A 17,605-nucleotide genomic window follows, 5' to 3' on the forward strand; every position below is an offset into this window, starting at 1 on the left:
TTTGCACCTGCCTTTCCTATTTTCTCATTTTCGGATCTAAAGCATCTCTTAGACCGTCAGCTAAAATGTTAAAGCCAATCATGAGAAGAGAGATGATGATCGCTGGGTATACCAACATATAAGGATACGTTCTATATGAATCAAACGCAGAGTCAATTAACGTACCAAGTGATGCTATTGGCGCTTGTAAACCTAAACCAATAAAGCTTAAGAATGCTTCGAAGAAAATAGCACTTGGGATCGTAAACATCGTATTAATGATAATCATACCAGTAACGTTAGGTATTAAATGCTTCATTAAAATACGTGTATCATTAGAACCTAATGTTCTTGCAGCAAGTACAAATTCTTGGTTTTTAAGTTTCAACACTTGACCACGAACAATCCTAGCCATACCTGTCCAACCTGTAATCGTCAATGCTATTGTTATTGCTAATATACCTGGGTCTAACACGATAATTGCTAAAATTACAACTACTAAATTCGGAATACCTGTTAATATTTCAATTATACGTTGCATAAAATTATCGATACGGCCACCATAGTAACCGGAAACTCCACCATAAATAACACCAATTACCATATCAATTAAAGCTGCTAGAAGACCAATATAAAGTGAGATTTGTGTACCTTTCCAAATCCTAGTCCACAAGTCACGTCCAAATTTGTCTGTACCAAACCAATAATTCTCTTCTTGTAATCCTTTGGCTGGGTATATATCAACTGTCATTTCAACTGTATAGTAGTTATTATTTTCTTCAGTTGGTTCTTCTACTATTTCTGATGAAATTAGATATTGTTCGTCTACTTCATAACCTGTTAAACCATTCTCAATCGCTGCTTCTGGCGTTTCACCTTGAACTTCCCACGATTGATGTCCATTTAAACCTAACCATTCTAAACCTTCAACTCGAGGAGGTAAATTAGTTGCTTCATAATTGTCTTCATCAAATGCATATTCATTCATAATAGGACCAACTAATGCCATAAAAACAATAAATATTAGTACAATTAAACCAGTAATCGCACCTTTGTTTTTTCGTAAACGAATCCAAGCATCTTTCCAATAGGAAATTTCAGGACGAGAAAGTTCTTCCCCTTTATCTGCTGACAATTCGATGGGTTGAAATTGGTCTTTTGATATTTTCTTATCGTTATTTGCCATTAGTCTTTCCCTCCTGACACACGGATTCGTGGATCAATTACACCATATAATAGGTCTACGATTAAAATTACGGAAATAAATAAGATAGAATAGAACATCGTTGTTCCCATTATCATAGGATAATCATTTGAGTTAATAGAGCTAACAAATTGCTCACCTAATCCAGGAATAACAAAGATTTGTTCAATAACAAGTGTTCCCGTCATTAAACTAACTGTCATAGGACCCATAACTGTAATAACTGGTACTAGAGCATTACGCATTGCGTGTTTAAACATAATTGCAGAATTATTGACACCCTTCGCGCGTGCTAGCTCAATATAATCTGATCCTAATACTTCCATCATTTCAGTACGCATGAAACGTGCACAAATCGCTAATGGAAATATCATTAACGCTAAAGTCGGTAATACTGTATATTCTGGCCCGTCCCAAAAAGCGGTAGGGAATAGGCTTAATTCACCTGCTAAATAATATTGCAGAAGTCCTGCAAAAACAAATGATGGAATTGAAATCCCAATAATTGATACAAAGTTAGCAGTATAATCGACCCAGCTATTATGACGTATAGCTGCAGCCATTCCTACAAAAATCCCTATAATAGAACCAATCACCATTGCTTGTGCACCCAATTGGGCAGAAGGACCAATTCGACTTGTAATCAGGTCTGTTACTTCACGGTTGTTAAACTGAAAAGAGATTCCTAAATCTCCTTGGATCATCCCTGCTATATACTTAAAATATTGAACAGGAATCGGTTCATCTAAACCATATCTACTTAGTAGTATTGCCATCTGCTCATCAGATAACTTCGAGGCGACCGAATTAAAGGGAGAACCTGGTAGAAGTTTCATTAAGAAGAATGTTGCTGTTGCAATTATAAACAACGTAACTAACATATAAGCAATACGCTGTAAAACATATTTCCCCATCTGTTGCACCTCCTATAATTTTTCGAATATTATACAAAATTCAAACTTTTTTATCTCAAGGGAAAAGAGAGTATATGCCCATTATGACATGACATATACTCTCTTTCTACACACAAATTATTCCACTATAGTGTTTTATTAGTTTACTGAGTCTTGGTTAAATTTCAACCAGAATACAACCATTTCACTTAATGAAGCATATTCAGGACTAGTTTTATTAGCATCAACTTGTGTACCTGACAATCCTACACGGTCAATAGTACCTTCTTGATAAAGTTGAAGTCTAGTATCTTGGTCTTTAACTACTTGAACATTGATTGCATCAAGAGCTACATTTTCTTTGTCCCAGTACTGGTCATTTTTAGAAAGTACCCAAGAACCATTAGTTCCTGTATCCCATTCAGTTAAAGCATATGGTCCGTTATAAAGCATAGTGTCTGCTTCAAGAGCAAAGTTTTCGCCTTGAGCTTCAACAAATTCTTGATTCAATGGTACAAATGTTGGGAATGCTGCAATTGAATCAAAGTATGGAACTGGCTTAAGAAGTTCTACAACAAATGTGTGATCATCAGTAGCACTAACTCCTAATTCTTCTGGAGCAAGTTCTTCATTGTAGATTTCAGTAGCATTAACTACTTTTCCACTTAGTAAGTACTCACCATAAACAGATGCTGTTGCTGGGTCAATCGCACGTTGCCAAGCATAAACGAAATCATGCGCTGTTACTGGGTCACCGTTTGACCATTTTGCATCTTCATTTAAGTGGAAAGTATAAGTTAAACCATCTTCACTTACTTCTGTTGCATCTTTATCGGCAACACCTGATTCGATTACGCCACCTTGACCAATGCGGTAAAGACCTTCATAAACAGAATCTAAGTATTGGAAACTAACATTATCAGTTGGTAAAGCTGGATCCATAGATGGAATTTCAGCTGTTGCAGAAAGGTTAAGAACCTTTTCATCTTTGTCTACATTTACATATTTGTAACTATAGTCTGGTCCAAATGGATTTAGAGCATCCATTCCAGTTACATATGGTTTTGAAAGTACTGATGCCTTACGTTGCATAACTGGTGCAATTGCAGCTTCTTCAAGTGCAATTTTCTCAGCTTCTTGTAGTGCTTCGAAACGCTCAACAGGCTTTAATGCTAGTTCAGTTCCTGCAGCTTTTACAAGTGCATCATATTCTTCATTAGAATAACCAATGTCGTTGTTAGGGTTATCTGTTGTCCAAAGGTCTACGAATGTTACCGCATCTTTGTAGTCAGGTCCCCAACCAGAGAATGTTAGTTCATATTCTTTTGCGTCCATAATCTCTAGTTGCTGAGACCAAGGTACATTTACTGATTCGATTGTTAAACCTTCTAAGTTTTTCTCTAGTTCTGTTTTGAAAAACTCACTAATATCTTTACTTACTGTTGTGTCACCACTTAAGAAGCTAATTGTAACTTCGTCAAATCCTAATTCTTCTTTAGCAGTAGTCCAATGTTCTTGCGCTGCTTCTACATCAAAAGCAAGTGCCTCGTCACCTTGTTGGAAATCTTCACCAGTTTCTGGGTGTTGAACAAAGTCTCTTGGTACAAATGCATTTGTTGGAATTGAATCATTACCATATACGATATTAATAAATTGCTGCTTATCAAAACCTTTTGCGATTGCTTTTCTGAAGTTCTCATTAGACATCATCTCACCAATTGATGCCTTTTCAACCTCTTCTCCTTGATTTTCCGTATTATTATCTCCATCGTTCTGTTCTGTTGTATCGTCATCACCAGAACAAGCTACAAGTACAGCACTTAGCAACATTGCAAGTACTAATAATAACCATTTTGAATTCTTCAAAATCATGACCTCCCCTTAAAATATGAATTTTCTAAATTTTTTGTGGATAATAAATATCCGTAAGATGAATTATACAAGTTTTCTAACAATTTTGCATTATTTTTTTAAAACTTTTTTTAGAAACACTAATATAATTAGGGTTTCTAGCTCTAAAATAGAACTTTATACCCATGTAATCGTTTTGTTAAAATTTGTTCCATCTTGTTCAATAACTTATAATTATACTTACCAATCAATTAAATTTAATTCAATTAGGGAAGAATTATAATATTATAAACCTTAGACACATTAGTTGATTATTTTATTAAACATAAAAAGGTTGTGTATTTCTGTGAAGCTCTTTAAAAACAAATGGTATTTTTTATTGATCAATTTCATTGTAATTCATCTTATTTTCTTGTTTCAGCAAGTTAAATCTCTTACTACTTATATTAATTCCTACTTCTTTTTAGTAGCTATTTATATTACCCTTGCCCTTCTTCTCTTCATTATGAGAGAACGCTTTTTTGATGGGATTACTTATGGATTCAGAAGGTTTATAAATAAATCTACTAAACAAAAAGATTACTCAGACGACTGGGAAGACAGACCACTTCCTTCTGAACAAGTAAATAAAACGTTTTTACGCGCTATTACTTTTCAAGGTGTTGTTTTACTCTTAATAATGATCGCGTTGTTAGTTTTCTATTATATGTAAAGAAAATACATATGAAAGTTGCACTATCGCTTGTTTTTCTCTATAATCTAATTAAATAATTATACTAAAAAAGCAATGATAGAGATAAGTACTTACTCCCCTCTGATTAATAGAGAGTCTGTAAAGCTGGAAGCAGATATCAAGGGACAATGGAATTGGGCTCTGGAGCAATCAAGACATATCATTATGTCGACGTATTCTAGGCGTTAACTGGACAAAAGTGATCTCATATTCGTGAGATAATAAGGGTGGCACCGCGGTTTAATCGTCCCTTTTTATTTAACGAGCTATGAGTTTTTTTATGCTTAAAAAAGAAAGGTGATAACAGATGAAAACTATTTTTTCAGGTATTCAACCTAGTGGTATGTTAACCATTGGGAACTATTTAGGAGCGATGAAACATTTTGTTGATTTACAGGAAGATCACCAATGTTATTTTTGTGTGGTTGACGAGCATGCAATTACAGTACCTCAAGATCGATTGAAGTTACGTGATAATATTCGATCACTTGCTGCACTTTATTTGGCTTCAGGCATTGACTCTGATAAAGCAACATTATTTATTCAATCAGAAGTTCCTGCACACACGCAACTTGGATGGATGATGCAAACAATCAGTTACATTGGTGAATTAGAACGTATGACGCAATTCAAGGATAAATCTGATGGAAAAGAAGCTGTTTCATCAGCATTATTAACGTATCCACCACTAATGGCTTCGGACATATTACTCTATAATACAGATATTGTGCCTGTCGGGGATGACCAAAAGCAACATTTGGAATTAACCCGAAATTTAGCGCAACGCTTTAACCGAAAATACAATGATATTTTTACTATTCCAGAGATTAGCGTCCCGAAAGTTGGAGCTAGGATTATGTCATTACAAGAGCCTACTAAAAAAATGAGCAAGTCGGATGAAAATCAAAAGGCATCTATCTTTATGTTAGATGAACCTAAAAAAATTGAAAAGAAAATTAAGAGTGCTGTTACTGATTCTGAAGGCATTGTAAAATTTGATAAAGAGAATAAACCTGGAGTAAGCAATTTACTAACGATTTATGCTAGTTGTACTGGGGAATCAATTGAAGAATTAGAAGCAAAATATGCAGGTGTTGGTTATGGTCAATTCAAACAAGATACAGCGAATGCTGTAATTAATCTATTAGAGCCGATTCAAGAACGCTATCATGCTTTAAAACAATCTACTGAATTAGATGATATCCTTGATAAAGGTGCTGAAAAAGCTGCATTAACAGCTAACAAAACTATCGCCAAAGCCAAAAAGGCAATGGGATTAGGTCGTGTGAAGAAAAAATAAAAAGAAAATAACGGAAGGGAGGATTCGCCAATTGGCGGATAAAATCCTCATTCCGTTATTCATTTACAACTGTTTTTATATTATGCGCTTATATGTCTGTAATTTTTGTTCATCATTTTCTAATTCCCACATTTTTTCAAAGTAAGATTGACCTTTAATAATTTTTTTGCAAAAATCCTCATGTGCAGCTGACCAGCCTTGGTATAATTCTTGGTAGAGCTCATTCCACGCAGTATAGCAATCCATTTGCTTAATTGCTTGATAGTTATTCGGCATCCACTCTGTTAACCAATAGTGTATCTCTTTTTTATTATTGGTTTGTTCTAATTGATCAAGTGCCATCATGAGTAACTGCTTTAATTTTCTTTCTCTGCGAGTTAAGCCAACCATAGCTTCTGGTGGTAATGAAAGAATATGATATGGTTTTTCTATAGGATTACCTTGTATGCTAAATTGCTTTTTAGAAGTGTCTTCTAACATTTCAAAAACTAGTCGTTCTTGCCGCGGGATTAATCGACTCTTGCGAACAGGAATACCATACCCCATCGTATCAAATGCTAATACAGATTTTCCATCTGTTATAATACTAGCATATTCTAGCGGTATTCTTTCTTGGTTTTTCCTAAGGTACGCGCGATTATGGATGTATTCTAGCAAATCAGTAGGTACATCAACTAGATCGTTTTCAATTTGTTCATACAATGTAGCATCTGTATAAACAATTGGTACTTGGTCTAGAATTTCAATTCCATCCTGTTTTCGCCATTCATGAAAAGCGCAGACATTATAACTGTTTTCTTCACCTTCAAACCAATTTACCCAAACATCATGTAAATACATCATATGTAAAACCTCACTTCCAGTTCTCACCGGCTTTGTATCGATCAAATTAAGTTGATTATTAATTTAGCAATCAGTATGACCAATTCAAAAAAAATTATTCACTATAAATTATTCACTTTAATAGAGACGATAGTTTGGGAATAGTAAAAAAAATAATCACAATCCCAATAAGAAACAAGTAACATTCACTTCTTGATGAGATAAACTGAAGGTATTCAAGCCATGATAGACCTGCCGGAACTAGGTTTATATATAAAATAATGGTTACGCCCCCTGAGACAGCTAGGCCAAAACCAACTAAAAACAGACTTAAATAATACAAGGTCTATCACTCCTCCTTTTAGCTTGTCCTTCGTTTGTCTAACTATATGTTACGTAATAGAGAAAAATGATAAAAAAAAGCCTCTACCGCTTTGTTTAGCAGTAGAGACTTTCTGTTTTTTTATTAACACTTACACTTTTTTCTAGAAGATTGTTGTTTATGACACAATTTAAATAAAATGCAAATTAAACTACTAACCCGCTCCTGAAACAAATGGATTCCCTTTCCGTGGGCTCAGTCTCAGCTAACTTGGTAAAGAAAAACACTTTACCAAGTTAGCTGAGACTTGAGCTGTTCCCACAGGAGTGTCATCCATTTGCTTCCTACACTAGTTAGAAGATCTAATCATATTCAATAAGCTTTTTATGCATAGTTCTAACCAATGCTGTAATACATTATCAACAACTTTTCACACTATCTAGCGGATCAAATGAAATTGGCGACACTCCTGCAGGAACAGCACGGGCCGAAAATCCATTTTTAGAAGTGCTCTTCTTCTAAAAATTAGTTGAGGCCGTGCCTGCGGAAAGGGAGCCCATTTCATTTGAGTAGCGGGTTAGTACTAGTAACTTACGTTACTGGAAGTCCGAATAGTTACAAGCATCAATCTTTAAGAAAAGAGCCTTTACTCATATTTTTTGAATATTAATGTAGCGTTATGTCCACCAAAACCTAATGAGTTACTTAAGGCTACATCCACGTTAGCTTTACGAGCTTTATTTGGCACATAGTCTAAATCACATTCAGGATCAGGAGTTTCATAATTAATAGTCGGAGGAATGATACTATCTTGAATCGCTTTGATACATGCAATTGCTTCCACAGCTCCAGCCGCTCCTAACAAGTGTCCTGTCATCGATTTAGTAGAAGAAATGGCAACATTGTAGGCATGGTCACCAAAAACTGTTTTCATAGATTTTGTTTCAAAAGAATCGTTTAAAGGTGTACTTGTACCATGTGCATTAACATAATCAATAGCACTAGCGTCAATTTCTGCGTCCTCAATTGCTTGTCTCATTGAACGTGATGCACCTTCCCCTTCTGGAGCTGGCGCTGTAATATGGTGGGCATCACCTGCAGAACCATAACCGACGATTTCAGCATAGATCGTTGCACCACGAGCCTGCGCTGATTCTAGTGATTCTATTACAAGGATTCCAGCGCCTTCACCCATAATGAAACCATCACGGTTTTTATCAAATGGACGACTTGCAGTTTTAGGATCTTCATTAAACGATAATGCTTTTGCTGTAGAAAAACCAGCAAATGACATTTCAGTAAGTGGGGCTTCTGCACCACCAGTGATCATAATATCTGCGTCTCCACGTTCAATAACCTTATATGCATCACCTATTGAATTTGTACCTGTCGCACATGCAGTTACGGTACAAGAGTTAATTCCTTTTGCACCTAACTGAATTGAAATCTGGCCAGCTGCCATATCAGGAATCAGCATTGGAACAAAGAATGGACTCACACGGCGATAACCTTTATCTAAAAAACGTTTATACTGGTCTTCAAACGTTCCCATACCACCTATACCAGAACCAACCCAAACACCTACGCGAGGGGCAAGTGCATCTGTTATCTCTAACTTCGCATCTTCAACTGCCATTTTCGCTGCGCCAACTGCGTATTGTGTAAATAGATCCATTCGTTTTGCTTCTTTTTTATCCATATAGAGCGTTGGATCCCAATCTTTCACTTCAGCTGCTACTTTTGCTGGAAAATCATCTTTATTTACTCTTGTAAGATAATCTATACCAGAATTTCCTTCTATTAAATTACCCCAAAGTGAATCAACTGTATTTCCTAATGGACTTACCGTTCCTAAACCTGTTATAACTACACGTTTTTTTTCCATTCAGATTCTCCTCCTTACTACTTATACTAAATTATTTTCCCCATCTAATAGTGATTGCGCCCCAAGTAAGGCCACCACCAAAGCCAACTAGTACCACTAGGTCTCCATCCTTAACCTTACCTTCTTTTACACTTTCAGATAAAGCAATTGGAATAGAAGCAGAAGATGTATTACCATATTTTTTCACTGAAGTAGCCATTTTCTCGACTGGAATGCCTAATTTAGCTCTGGCAGCTTCCATAATACGAATATTTGCTTGATGTGGGATTAAATAATCAACATCTTCCTTGTTATATCCTGCTTTCTCCACAACATTTAAAGATGATTCCGGCATTTGACGAACAGCAAATTTGAATACTTCTCGACCGTTCATACTAATATAATCACTTTCTTGCAATAGATATTTCCCACCACTACCGTCTGCACCTAATTCAAAGGATAATATTCCTTTATCGTTACTTACCTCACTAACCACAACAGCACCAGCACCATCTCCAAATAATACGGCTGTATTACGATCAGACCAATCGGTAATTTTTGAGAGCTTTTCCGTACCAATTACTAATATATTTTTATATACTCCTGAATCAATAAATTGCTTTGCGGTCACAACACCATACATAAACCCTGCACATGCAGCACTTAAGTCCATAGCAGCTGCTTTTTTTGCATTTAATTTATCTTGTAATATGCAAGATACTGTAGGAAAAGGCATGTCAGGCGTAACTGTAGCTACTAAGATAAGATCAATATCTTCACCTGTTATATCAGCATCAGCCAATGCTTTTTGGGCTGCTTCATATGCCATATCAGATGTATCCACTGAATCATCTGCAATACGACGTTCCTCAATACCTGTTCTGGTTCGAATCCATTCATCATTTGTATCAACTATTTTTTCTAGATCTGCATTTGTTAAAACCTTTTCTGGCACATAATGTCCAACTCCAATAATACCTGTTGCCATTTTATTCAACCTCTCACTATAAAATCGGATTATAATCAATTATTAAGACTTGGTACTAATATAATCGAATTTTTCCAGATAATCAAGTCTTACTTTCTCCTCAAAGTTTAAAATTATGATAGCCCTTTTAACATTTCAGGATAAAAAAACAGAATCAAAGCACATTGCTTTAATCCTGTCTTTCATTTGGTAATAAATTAGTTTCAATATATTGATCAATCTCATTTTCAATTTTATCCTGATACGTTTGTGGAACATCTGGGCTGAATTCACCTAATGAAATAACCTCATCTTGAAAATCATAAGTGTAAATACCTCCAGTTAATTCTCCCTGATCAAAAAGGTTAGCAGCTTTTAAATAAAGCTTGTCCACATGTTGCACTGTACTTGTTAATACCGTCGATCCGCCAATATTTGATTGATCTGTAACAAAGCCGATTGCATATTTATCGTATTGCTTCGCTCGTTTAATTACATCGGAACTATACATATCACCGACAGGAAAGAATACATCAACCTCCTGTTGATTCATTGTTTCAAATATAGTCAAAGCTCGGCTAACATTCTCCCAACTATTAACATATTTTATTGAAATCTCTGCATTAGGATTTTCATAATTAACACCTTCATAAAATCCTTCAATTTCAGGTTGCCACCTATATGCACCGATAATTCCTACATGGTTAGTTGTTGTCATTTTCCCGGCAACCATTCCTGCAAAAAAGCCCATTGCATTAGAATTGAAATGCAAACTTGTTAAATTATTTCCTTGATGTGTACCATTAAAATAGACAAAGTGAACATTTGGATACGCTGAACGAATATTATCAAAATACTCACCATATGTATTGCCATGTCCAAAAATAATATTCACACCACGTTGAACAAATTCTTCAACGGAACGATTTACTTCAAGTTGAGTATTAATTTCTTCTTTTAAAAAAACATCTACATCTAATGATTCCTTAATATCTAAAAGACCCTGATATCCTTTTGAACCCCATGTCTGGTCATTAATTGAATTAGCAACCAGCATTCCGACTTTATTAATTTCTCCACCAGTGTTACAACTAGCTAATAACGGAATAAAAAGAATAATACTAAATATAAATACAATAGCTTGTTTCAATTACAAGCACTCCTCTGTTTAAGAGACTTCACAACCATTTTACCTTTTCTTTATGAATGCGTAAACAAAAAAGCAAAATACAACATTGTTAATTCTTAGTACATTTCATTAAACCGTTGATAATGCGCTTCAACTTTTTCTAAGTTCCTTGTTGGTGAATTACTCGGCAAAATAAATAGATCAGTTACACTTGATTGTTGTTCCTGTAATTGCTCCGGTGTATAATAGCTAACTGTTGATGGAGAATTCGATGCATCACTCAATTGAATTATCGCACCAATAAAATCTTTTATATAGATTGCTTTTTCTTTAAACAACGCACTATCATATTGAATAAATTCATTACTATTATAAATGCCGTTCTCATCTCGATCCATCCACTCTCCATATAAAAGAGGGAGCTTAACCTCTATCACTTCTTGTTGCCCTTTTTGCTTTGGAAAGAATTGAATATATTTTAATGAAGAAATAGATTTTCTATTGAATGATTGTACCTGATCACACATAAATACTGCTTGAATGTGGTTATTCAAATTATTTTTTTTCACCTGGTCTAACGTTTCATAATAGGTAAAGTTTGCATTCCTACCAACAAACATAGATAGATGTTCTCTCTTAGGGTGATCTAATTGATCAACTCCAATTACCTCTTCCCCATTTTGTAATAGTGTTTCCAATAGATGAAAGCCAATCCAGTTAAAACAACCAATTATGACAAACATTTCTTCACACCTTTCGAATTAAAAATAGACTTTCTTACAAACTAAAAATAAAATCAATCTGAGCCTTTTATGACAAATAAAATTAGCTTTATTTCTAAACTTTTATTTGTTATTATTAAAAGAGTATCAATAAATTGAGGTGAGACTATGCGTTATTTAGGTGGTATTTTTTGGTCTTTTCTAATCAGTACATTACTTGGTTATGTATTAACAAGTATGACTGGTGACCCATTTTCATTTGCACCGGTTCTAGTTATGACCGTAGCATTTAGTATAATCGTTGCGATCGTTGGGGATGGTATCATTACCCCAGATACAAAGAAAACAGTCGAATAGTTCGGTAATGAACCCTTGCCAAACCTATTGGCAAGGGTTCAACTTTTCTAACAGGATTAATCTTAATTCAAATCCACGGAAGAACACTAAGAGCAGTTAAGGCTGCTAATGGTAAAACTAATCTTCTAAAACGAACTGGTCCACCATAAGGATAAGGATAGTATCCATAAGGTGGCACTGGACCATACGGATAACCACCATATGGAACAAAGCGCTCATTAGTTTCCATTCCTGATACATTTGGAATGGCAAGATGGACATTATTCTCGTCAACATCGATAATGATTCCATCGATAACAGAGCCGTCAGTAACTTCTAGTAATACATAACTATGCATGTGATTTTTACAAACTTCATACATATGGTGTTGGGTTGGATTATATTTAGGTTGATTCATCTTATAACCTTCCTTTCTCACCCATATGATATGCTTTTTTACTATGATGCGTGTCAAACGCGGAAATTTTAATTAATCGGGGGAAATAAAATGGCGTCTTTAGACAGTTTTGAGTTGTTAGTGAAATATATCTTTTTTGGATTTGTACAAGGGTTTACAGAACCAATTCCAATATCGTCAAGTGGACACCTAGTAATTTTACAAGATTTATTTGGATTAAAAATGGAGAATTTATCTTTTGAAATACTCGTTAACTTTGGTTCTTTAATTGCTGTTTTAATTATTTATAGAAATGATATTATTCGTCTAATTCAAAATGGATTACGCTTCATGGTAAAAAAAGAAGCGGATGCGAAAGAGGATTTTAACTTTATCTTTTATCTTATTGTTGCTACGATTCCAGCTGGTGTAATCGGTATTTTATTTGAAGATCAAATTGCTGAGACATTTGATAAATCAAAAACAGTTGGGATCACTTTGATTATCACAGGTATCGCATTATGGATTATACGAAACTTACGTGGTAAAAAAGGTGATAGCGCATTAACGATCAAAGATGCGATTATTATTGGATTAGCTCAATCTGTCGCTCTTATTCCAGGTATCAGTCGTTCTGGCGCAACAATAGTCGCCGCGATGTTAATTGGTACGAAGCAAGAAACAGCTTTACGATTTTCATTCTTACTTTATATTCCAGTAAGCTTAGGAACACTTTTATTAAAAATAGATGACCTATTCGAAAGTACGGCACAAAATTTAGTGATCCCTTATTTATTAGCATTTATGACAGCAATTATCGCAACTTACTTTTCACTACGATGGTTCATGCATATAATGGCACGTGGCAATTTAAAATACTTTGCTTTTTATTGTTTTATTGTCGGATTCATTGCTTTTATTTTATTGTAAAAAAGCTTAGAATAATTATAACGAAAATTGATTTGTTAGGAGCTGATGCACGTGCCTAAAATCCCTGGATCACAAAGCGTATCTCCAGAACTTGCAAATATTTTGTCAACAGTAGATCATAAGATGCCTATCAAAAAAAATACTTTTCTCTTTCAGCAGGGAGAAACAGTATCAGAAATATACATTATTCTATCTGGTAGAGTTCAAATCGGAAAAATATCACCTGATGGTAGGGAATTAACGCTAAGAATTTGTACAAAGCATGATATTGTCGGTGAACTAGCGCTTGATGACGAAGAGATTAAATACATTTTAAACGCTAAGGTAATGGAAGACGGTGAAGTTGGAGTTATTAAGAAACAGACATTAGATGAAAAGTTGCTTACTGATTCAAAACTAGCAATGGAATTCTTAAAGATTATGAATCTCAATTATCGGCGCGACCAAACAAAATTTAGAGATTTAGTATTACATGGTAAAAAAGGTGCATTATATTCTACACTTATTCGTCTTTCAAATAGTTATGGTGAAAAAAAGCAAGACGGCATTTTACTAAATATTAATCTAACCAATCAAGAATTAGCTAATTTTTGTGGCACATCACGTGAAAGTGTTAACCGTTTATTAAATGAGTTAAAAAGAAATGAAATCATCGGAATGGAAAAGGGAAAGATAACCATTTACGATTTAGACTATCTAAAAGACGAAATAAATTGCGAAAACTGTCCAATAGTACTCTGTACGATTGACTAAAAAGCATCAAAAGAAAAGGAGAAAAGATACATGGCAAACGACTCCATGAGAGAACTATTTCAGTCTCTTCCGTTATTTAAAGATTTATCAACAGAAGAAATTGACCCTATCCTTTCCCTTACAAATTCCCAAGTGTACCCTCGTGGTGCACATATTTTTATGCAAGATGAACCAATAACAACTGTTTATTTTATTAAAAGCGGAAGTGTAAAAATTTACAAAACAGATATTCACGGGAAAGAGCAAATCGTTAACGTATTAACTAAAGGGGATATGTTTCCGCATCAAGGCTTTTTCAGACAAGGGAACTATCCTGCACATGCAGAAGTCGCAGAACATGCAGATATCTATTCTCTACCTATCAAAACTTTTGAAAATTTTTTAGTTCAAAATCCTTCTATTAGTATTAAATTAATTCATGTACTTGGCGAGTTAATTATTGATTTACAAAAGCGGTTAGAACAGCAAATATTACATAATACCTACGAACAAATCATTATGTTATTATTACGCCTTGCTGATAGACATGGTAAAAAAAATTCAACCGGATGGATCACGATAGATACAGCATTCTCAAATCAACAACTTGCAAATATGATTGGTTCTAGTAGAGAAACCATTAGCCGCACACTTTCCAAACTGAAAAAGCAACAAATTATTACCAAAGATTCCTCCGGCAACCTAATGTTAGATAAAGACAAATTAAATCAATTATTATTCATTGACCATTATTAAAAAAAGTCTCTTCAGCAGAAGAGACTTTTTTTAATCAATCTGGAATACCAAGTGCAATTTTCGCGTAACGTGACATACGATCTTTGCTCCATGGTGGACTCCATACAATATTTACTTGTGTATCTTTTACTTCAGGCAGATCTTCAAGCACTCGCTTAACATCTTCTTCAATATGTGCTGCTAAAGGACAACCCATTGCTGTTAGAGTCATAGTTACAACCGCAACCCCATCATCCTGAAGTTCAACACCATATATAAGTCCTAAGTTTACAATATCTATTCCAAGCTCCGGATCAATTACATTCTCCAAAGCGCCCATTAAATTTTCTTGTAATGCTTCTTCCATAATAATGAACCCCTTTCTAACTTATAATACATCTTATAATACATTATAAACATAAAAGCTTTAAAATTAAATGATCTAAATCACAAAATTTTAAAGTTGTAAATCGAACCAATCAATTGTTTCTAAAGTTGCAAAACGACTTACTTTATGTCCTCTGCCGACTTCACGTAAAAATCGTATATTTTCTGGGTTTTTATAATCTTTAACGACTTGTTCATGAAAACTGTATGAATGATCAAATGGAACAACTTGATCTTCTTCCCCATGCCAGAAAAATAACGGGCGTTCAGCAAGTAAGCTAGGATGTATAGACAAATCAATTTCATGTAAACTTTCAAGTGTTTCTTCTATCTCATTATCTGTCAGTGATAACTGAGCTCCTTGTTGTTGGATCGTGTTTATCACTTCACGCGCATAAGAAGTGATTTTAGGTGTCCCCATTAAAATAGCGGCTGCTTTAATCCAAGAAAATTGTGTTAAGGCTGCTGCAGTAGTAATTCCACCCATACTAGTACCCGCTAAACCAAAACGATTATCTTTTATCCAACCACGCGCATCAAGCTCATCTTTAATTGTTTGAAGATCAAATAAGTTTTGTTTTACAATTTCAAAAAATTTTAATTGTCGCTCTTTTTCATTCACTTCAACTACGCGTTCCCCATGTAAAAAGCAATCTGGAAGCAAAACGCGATAACCTCTTTCAGCCATCAAATATGCAATCGTTAGATTATGTTCTTTCGCACTTGTAAAACCATGCATATACGTTAATACTGGTAAAGGCTGTTCTTTTTTGAAGCTATCTACAACAATTAGTATAGGTATATCATGCCAATATTCTTTTTCAATATGTATCATTCGATTTTTCCTCTCTACCTAATATTATATATGTAATCTTATCATATATTTTCCATTAGTCAGATGCAAAAAATATGCTATCAAAAACAACAAATTCTTTACAGACACTAAATTCTTCTTTACACTATACTTACTAATAAGAGGTGATATTTACATGACAAATAAACAACATTTAATTGCTTTGGATCTAGATGGAACATTATTAACAGATGACAAAGTTATTAGTGAACGAACAAAAAGAACAGTTTTAAAAGCAAAAGAAGAAGGACATATTGTTGTAATTGCAACTGGACGACCACATCGTGCAAGTATTGATTATTACCACGAACTGGGTCTACATACACCAATGGTAAACTTTAATGGCGCATTAATACATCATCCAACTGACTCGAAATGGGATGCATTACATAGTCCGCTCTCTATTCGAACCGCAAAAGCGATTATTCAGACCTGTTATGACTTAGAAGTTAAAAATATCATGGCAGAAGTTATTGATGACGTCTACCTAGACCAATACGATGAGCAATTCATGGAAATCTTACATACCGACAATGAAGATAACCCGATTACGGTAGGAAGTCTTAAAAATGAATTAAAGGAGGATCCTACATCCATATTAATTCACCCACGTGAAGATCATATTAGTAACTTGCGCGAACAACTTGACCTTGATCATGCAGAAGTTATTGAGCACCGCAAGTGGGGAGCACCATGGAACATAATTGAAATTGTACGAAAAGGGATGAACAAGGCAGTTGGTTTGCAACGTATTGCTCATTATTATCATATTTCAGAAGATAATATAATTGCGTTTGGTGATGAAGACAATGACTTAGAAATGCTTGAGTATGCTGGGGTTGGTGTTGCAATGGGAAATGCAATAACAGAACTTAAGGATGTTTCAAAGCACGTAACACTGACCAATCAAGAAGATGGTGTTGGTTTATTTTTAGAGCAATATTTGAATTTAAAAGTAATGCGATCTGATTCAAACTAGATCCTTTACTCATTCATTTGTCTGAATAAAATTATTAATTTGTTTCAAACTAAGCTTGCATCCATAATTGGGTGCAAGCTTTTTTCGCATATTGATATAGGAGGGTAAAGCATGACTAAAAAAAGTAAATCAAAACGCTTTACTGCTCAAGGAGCAGAGTCAGTTAAAAAGCATGATGAACGCTTTCCATATCGCGGAAGATTAGACGAAACAGTAAATAACACAACCAATAAAACAGACTTGTAGGAGGAATACACTATGGCCAATCAATTTATCCAACAAGCAAAACAAGCTGTACAGCGCATGACAACTGGAGAAAACTATTCAAATCAGGATAAGCAAGCTGCTACCAATGCAATACAAGCAGCTTATACAAAAGCAACACCTGAAGAACAAAAAGAATTACAACAATTAGAACAGCAGTTAAGAGATCACCAAGAATTACAATAAGAACAAAAGCTCCAGGCGCC

21 protein-coding genes and 1 other annotated feature are annotated in these 17,605 nt (G+C 34.7%); of the genes, 9 read left to right on the forward strand and 12 right to left on the reverse strand.

Annotated features, from left to right (window positions below; translation table 11 throughout):
* Window positions 1–16: 16 nt before the first annotated feature.
* From opp3C to D2K40_RS04015, 3 genes are all read right to left on the reverse strand, one after another.
* Window positions 17–1,165 carry an oligopeptide ABC transporter permease gene (gene opp3C / locus D2K40_RS04005; protein ID WP_117153260.1) on the reverse strand — a complete coding sequence of 383 codons (1,149 nt, stop codon included), beginning with the start codon at window positions 1,163–1,165 and terminating at the stop codon, window positions 17–19.
* Window positions 1,165–2,097, reverse strand: a complete 933-nt coding sequence (gene opp3b / locus D2K40_RS04010; RefSeq protein WP_117153261.1) for an oligopeptide ABC transporter permease — start codon at window positions 2,095–2,097, stop codon at window positions 1,165–1,167. The genes opp3C and opp3b overlap by 1 nt, the downstream gene beginning before the upstream one ends.
* A gap of 138 nt (window positions 2,098–2,235) precedes the next feature.
* Window positions 2,236–3,942, reverse strand: a complete 1,707-nt coding sequence (locus D2K40_RS04015; RefSeq protein ID WP_162879131.1) for an ABC transporter substrate-binding protein — start codon at window positions 3,940–3,942, stop codon at window positions 2,236–2,238.
* Between the two features lie 331 nt (window positions 3,943–4,273).
* Here D2K40_RS04015 and D2K40_RS04020 point away from each other — a divergent pair, with 331 nt between their 5' ends.
* Both D2K40_RS04020 and trpS read left to right on the forward strand, forming a co-directional pair.
* Window positions 4,274–4,639: a DUF3899 domain-containing protein gene (locus tag D2K40_RS04020; RefSeq protein WP_117153264.1), complete on the forward strand. Its 366-nt coding sequence runs from the start codon at window positions 4,274–4,276 to the stop codon at window positions 4,637–4,639.
* Window positions 4,640–4,705: 66 nt separating this feature from the next.
* Window positions 4,706–4,915: a binding site (T-box leader), on the forward strand.
* 52 nt (window positions 4,916–4,967) lie between these two features.
* A complete protein-coding gene (gene trpS, locus D2K40_RS04025) occupies window positions 4,968–5,960 on the forward strand; it encodes a tryptophan--tRNA ligase (protein ID WP_117153266.1) in 993 nt (330 codons plus the stop codon).
* A gap of 75 nt (window positions 5,961–6,035) precedes the next feature.
* On the opposite strand, the gene D2K40_RS04030 is transcribed toward trpS, so the two are convergent.
* The 6 genes from D2K40_RS04030 to D2K40_RS04055 all read right to left on the reverse strand — a co-directional run bounded on the left by D2K40_RS04030 (window position 6,036) and on the right by D2K40_RS04055 (window position 11,807).
* Complete coding sequence (locus tag D2K40_RS04030) at window positions 6,036–6,803, reverse strand: DUF3603 family protein (protein ID WP_117153267.1); 768 nt, start codon at window positions 6,801–6,803, stop codon at window positions 6,036–6,038.
* 112 nt (window positions 6,804–6,915) lie between these two features.
* Window positions 6,916–7,125: a YuzI family membrane protein gene (locus D2K40_RS16855; protein ID WP_117153269.1), complete on the reverse strand. Its 210-nt coding sequence runs from the start codon at window positions 7,123–7,125 to the stop codon at window positions 6,916–6,918.
* Window positions 7,126–7,750: 625 nt separating this feature from the next.
* Window positions 7,751–8,989 carry a beta-ketoacyl-ACP synthase II gene (fabF, locus tag D2K40_RS04040; RefSeq protein WP_117153270.1) on the reverse strand — a complete coding sequence of 413 codons (1,239 nt, stop codon included), beginning with the start codon at window positions 8,987–8,989 and terminating at the stop codon, window positions 7,751–7,753.
* Window positions 8,990–9,020: 31 nt separating this feature from the next.
* Complete coding sequence (locus D2K40_RS04045; RefSeq protein ID WP_117153272.1) at window positions 9,021–9,956, reverse strand: beta-ketoacyl-ACP synthase III; 936 nt, start codon at window positions 9,954–9,956, stop codon at window positions 9,021–9,023.
* 169 nt (window positions 9,957–10,125) lie between these two features.
* On the reverse strand, window positions 10,126–11,085 hold the full coding sequence (locus D2K40_RS04050) for a BMP family ABC transporter substrate-binding protein (protein ID WP_229666613.1): 960 nt from the start codon (window positions 11,083–11,085) through the stop codon (window positions 10,126–10,128).
* Between the two features lie 95 nt (window positions 11,086–11,180).
* On the reverse strand, window positions 11,181–11,807 hold the full coding sequence (locus D2K40_RS04055; RefSeq protein WP_117153274.1) for an NAD-dependent epimerase/dehydratase family protein: 627 nt from the start codon (window positions 11,805–11,807) through the stop codon (window positions 11,181–11,183).
* 147 nt (window positions 11,808–11,954) lie between these two features.
* On the opposite strand from D2K40_RS04055, the gene D2K40_RS04060 reads away from it, so the two are divergent.
* Window positions 11,955–12,143: a DUF2929 family protein gene (locus D2K40_RS04060; RefSeq protein ID WP_117153276.1), complete on the forward strand. Its 189-nt coding sequence runs from the start codon at window positions 11,955–11,957 to the stop codon at window positions 12,141–12,143.
* Window positions 12,144–12,210: 67 nt separating this feature from the next.
* Here D2K40_RS04060 and D2K40_RS04065 read toward each other — a convergent pair whose 3' ends face one another.
* A complete protein-coding gene (locus D2K40_RS04065; protein WP_117153277.1) occupies window positions 12,211–12,540 on the reverse strand; it encodes a hypothetical protein in 330 nt (109 codons plus the stop codon).
* Window positions 12,541–12,630: 90 nt separating this feature from the next.
* On the opposite strand from D2K40_RS04065, the gene D2K40_RS04070 reads away from it, so the two are divergent.
* From D2K40_RS04070 to D2K40_RS04080, 3 genes are read left to right on the forward strand one after another with little or no spacing between them, the layout of a single operon-like run.
* The gene (locus D2K40_RS04070; protein ID WP_117153279.1) at window positions 12,631–13,449 is read left to right on the forward strand and encodes an undecaprenyl-diphosphate phosphatase; all 819 of its coding nucleotides are present in this window, start codon (window positions 12,631–12,633) and stop codon (window positions 13,447–13,449) included.
* A 60-nt stretch (window positions 13,450–13,509) separates the two neighbouring features.
* A complete protein-coding gene (locus D2K40_RS04075; protein ID WP_373285549.1) occupies window positions 13,510–14,202 on the forward strand; it encodes a Crp/Fnr family transcriptional regulator in 693 nt (230 codons plus the stop codon).
* Between the two features lie 30 nt (window positions 14,203–14,232).
* Window positions 14,233–14,937, forward strand: coding sequence for a Crp/Fnr family transcriptional regulator (locus D2K40_RS04080; protein ID WP_117153282.1), 705 nt, complete (start codon window positions 14,233–14,235; stop codon window positions 14,935–14,937).
* 34 nt (window positions 14,938–14,971) lie between these two features.
* Here the strand turns inward: D2K40_RS04080 and D2K40_RS04085 are convergent, their stop codons facing one another.
* Entirely contained in the window at window positions 14,972–15,283 is a 312-nt protein-coding gene (locus D2K40_RS04085; protein ID WP_117153283.1) for a metal-sulfur cluster assembly factor, read from the reverse strand.
* Window positions 15,284–15,373: 90 nt separating this feature from the next.
* On the reverse strand, window positions 15,374–16,138 hold the full coding sequence (locus tag D2K40_RS04090; protein ID WP_117153285.1) for a prolyl oligopeptidase family serine peptidase: 765 nt from the start codon (window positions 16,136–16,138) through the stop codon (window positions 15,374–15,376).
* A gap of 154 nt (window positions 16,139–16,292) precedes the next feature.
* Here D2K40_RS04090 and D2K40_RS04095 point away from each other — a divergent pair, with 154 nt between their 5' ends.
* From D2K40_RS04095 to D2K40_RS04105, 3 genes are all read left to right on the forward strand, one after another.
* Window positions 16,293–17,135, forward strand: coding sequence for a Cof-type HAD-IIB family hydrolase (locus tag D2K40_RS04095; protein ID WP_117153286.1), 843 nt, complete (start codon window positions 16,293–16,295; stop codon window positions 17,133–17,135).
* A 111-nt stretch (window positions 17,136–17,246) separates the two neighbouring features.
* Window positions 17,247–17,381 carry a competence protein gene (locus tag D2K40_RS04100; protein WP_117153288.1) on the forward strand — a complete coding sequence of 45 codons (135 nt, stop codon included), beginning with the start codon at window positions 17,247–17,249 and terminating at the stop codon, window positions 17,379–17,381.
* Between the two features lie 12 nt (window positions 17,382–17,393).
* The gene (locus tag D2K40_RS04105; protein ID WP_117153290.1) at window positions 17,394–17,585 is read left to right on the forward strand and encodes a DUF3813 family protein; all 192 of its coding nucleotides are present in this window, start codon (window positions 17,394–17,396) and stop codon (window positions 17,583–17,585) included.
* The last annotated feature ends 20 nt before the right edge of the window (window positions 17,586–17,605 follow it).

This window comes from Paraliobacillus quinghaiensis (assembly GCF_003426025.1).
Classification (GTDB): Bacteria; Bacillota; Bacilli; order Bacillales; family Amphibacillaceae; genus Paraliobacillus_A; species Paraliobacillus_A quinghaiensis.

What these genes read in the sequence shown, in the direction of transcription:
- opp3C (WP_117153260.1), bottom strand. Translation starts at nt 1,165, where the DNA reads ATGGCAAATAACGATAAGAAAATATCAAAAGACCAATTTCAACCCATC.
- opp3b (WP_117153261.1), bottom strand. Translation starts at nt 2,097, where the DNA reads ATGGGGAAATATGTTTTACAGCGTATTGCTTATATGTTAGTTACGTTG.
- trpS (WP_117153266.1), top strand. Translation starts at nt 4,968, where the DNA reads ATGAAAACTATTTTTTCAGGTATTCAACCTAGTGGTATGTTAACCATT.
- D2K40_RS04030 (WP_117153267.1), bottom strand. Translation starts at nt 6,803, where the DNA reads ATGATGTATTTACATGATGTTTGGGTAAATTGGTTTGAAGGTGAAGAA.
- fabF (WP_117153270.1), bottom strand. Translation starts at nt 8,989, where the DNA reads ATGGAAAAAAAACGTGTAGTTATAACAGGTTTAGGAACGGTAAGTCCA.
- D2K40_RS04045 (WP_117153272.1), bottom strand. Translation starts at nt 9,956, where the DNA reads ATGGCAACAGGTATTATTGGAGTTGGACATTATGTGCCAGAAAAGGTT.
- D2K40_RS04055 (WP_117153274.1), bottom strand. Translation starts at nt 11,807, where the DNA reads ATGTTTGTCATAATTGGTTGTTTTAACTGGATTGGCTTTCATCTATTG.
- D2K40_RS04060 (WP_117153276.1), top strand. Translation starts at nt 11,955, where the DNA reads ATGCGTTATTTAGGTGGTATTTTTTGGTCTTTTCTAATCAGTACATTA.
- D2K40_RS04065 (WP_117153277.1), bottom strand. Translation starts at nt 12,540, where the DNA reads ATGAATCAACCTAAATATAATCCAACCCAACACCATATGTATGAAGTT.
- D2K40_RS04070 (WP_117153279.1), top strand. Translation starts at nt 12,631, where the DNA reads ATGGCGTCTTTAGACAGTTTTGAGTTGTTAGTGAAATATATCTTTTTT.
- D2K40_RS04080 (WP_117153282.1), top strand. Translation starts at nt 14,233, where the DNA reads ATGGCAAACGACTCCATGAGAGAACTATTTCAGTCTCTTCCGTTATTT.
- D2K40_RS04085 (WP_117153283.1), bottom strand. Translation starts at nt 15,283, where the DNA reads ATGGAAGAAGCATTACAAGAAAATTTAATGGGCGCTTTGGAGAATGTA.
- D2K40_RS04090 (WP_117153285.1), bottom strand. Translation starts at nt 16,138, where the DNA reads ATGATACATATTGAAAAAGAATATTGGCATGATATACCTATACTAATT.
- D2K40_RS04095 (WP_117153286.1), top strand. Translation starts at nt 16,293, where the DNA reads ATGACAAATAAACAACATTTAATTGCTTTGGATCTAGATGGAACATTA.
- D2K40_RS04100 (WP_117153288.1), top strand. Translation starts at nt 17,247, where the DNA reads ATGACTAAAAAAAGTAAATCAAAACGCTTTACTGCTCAAGGAGCAGAG.
- D2K40_RS04105 (WP_117153290.1), top strand. Translation starts at nt 17,394, where the DNA reads ATGGCCAATCAATTTATCCAACAAGCAAAACAAGCTGTACAGCGCATG.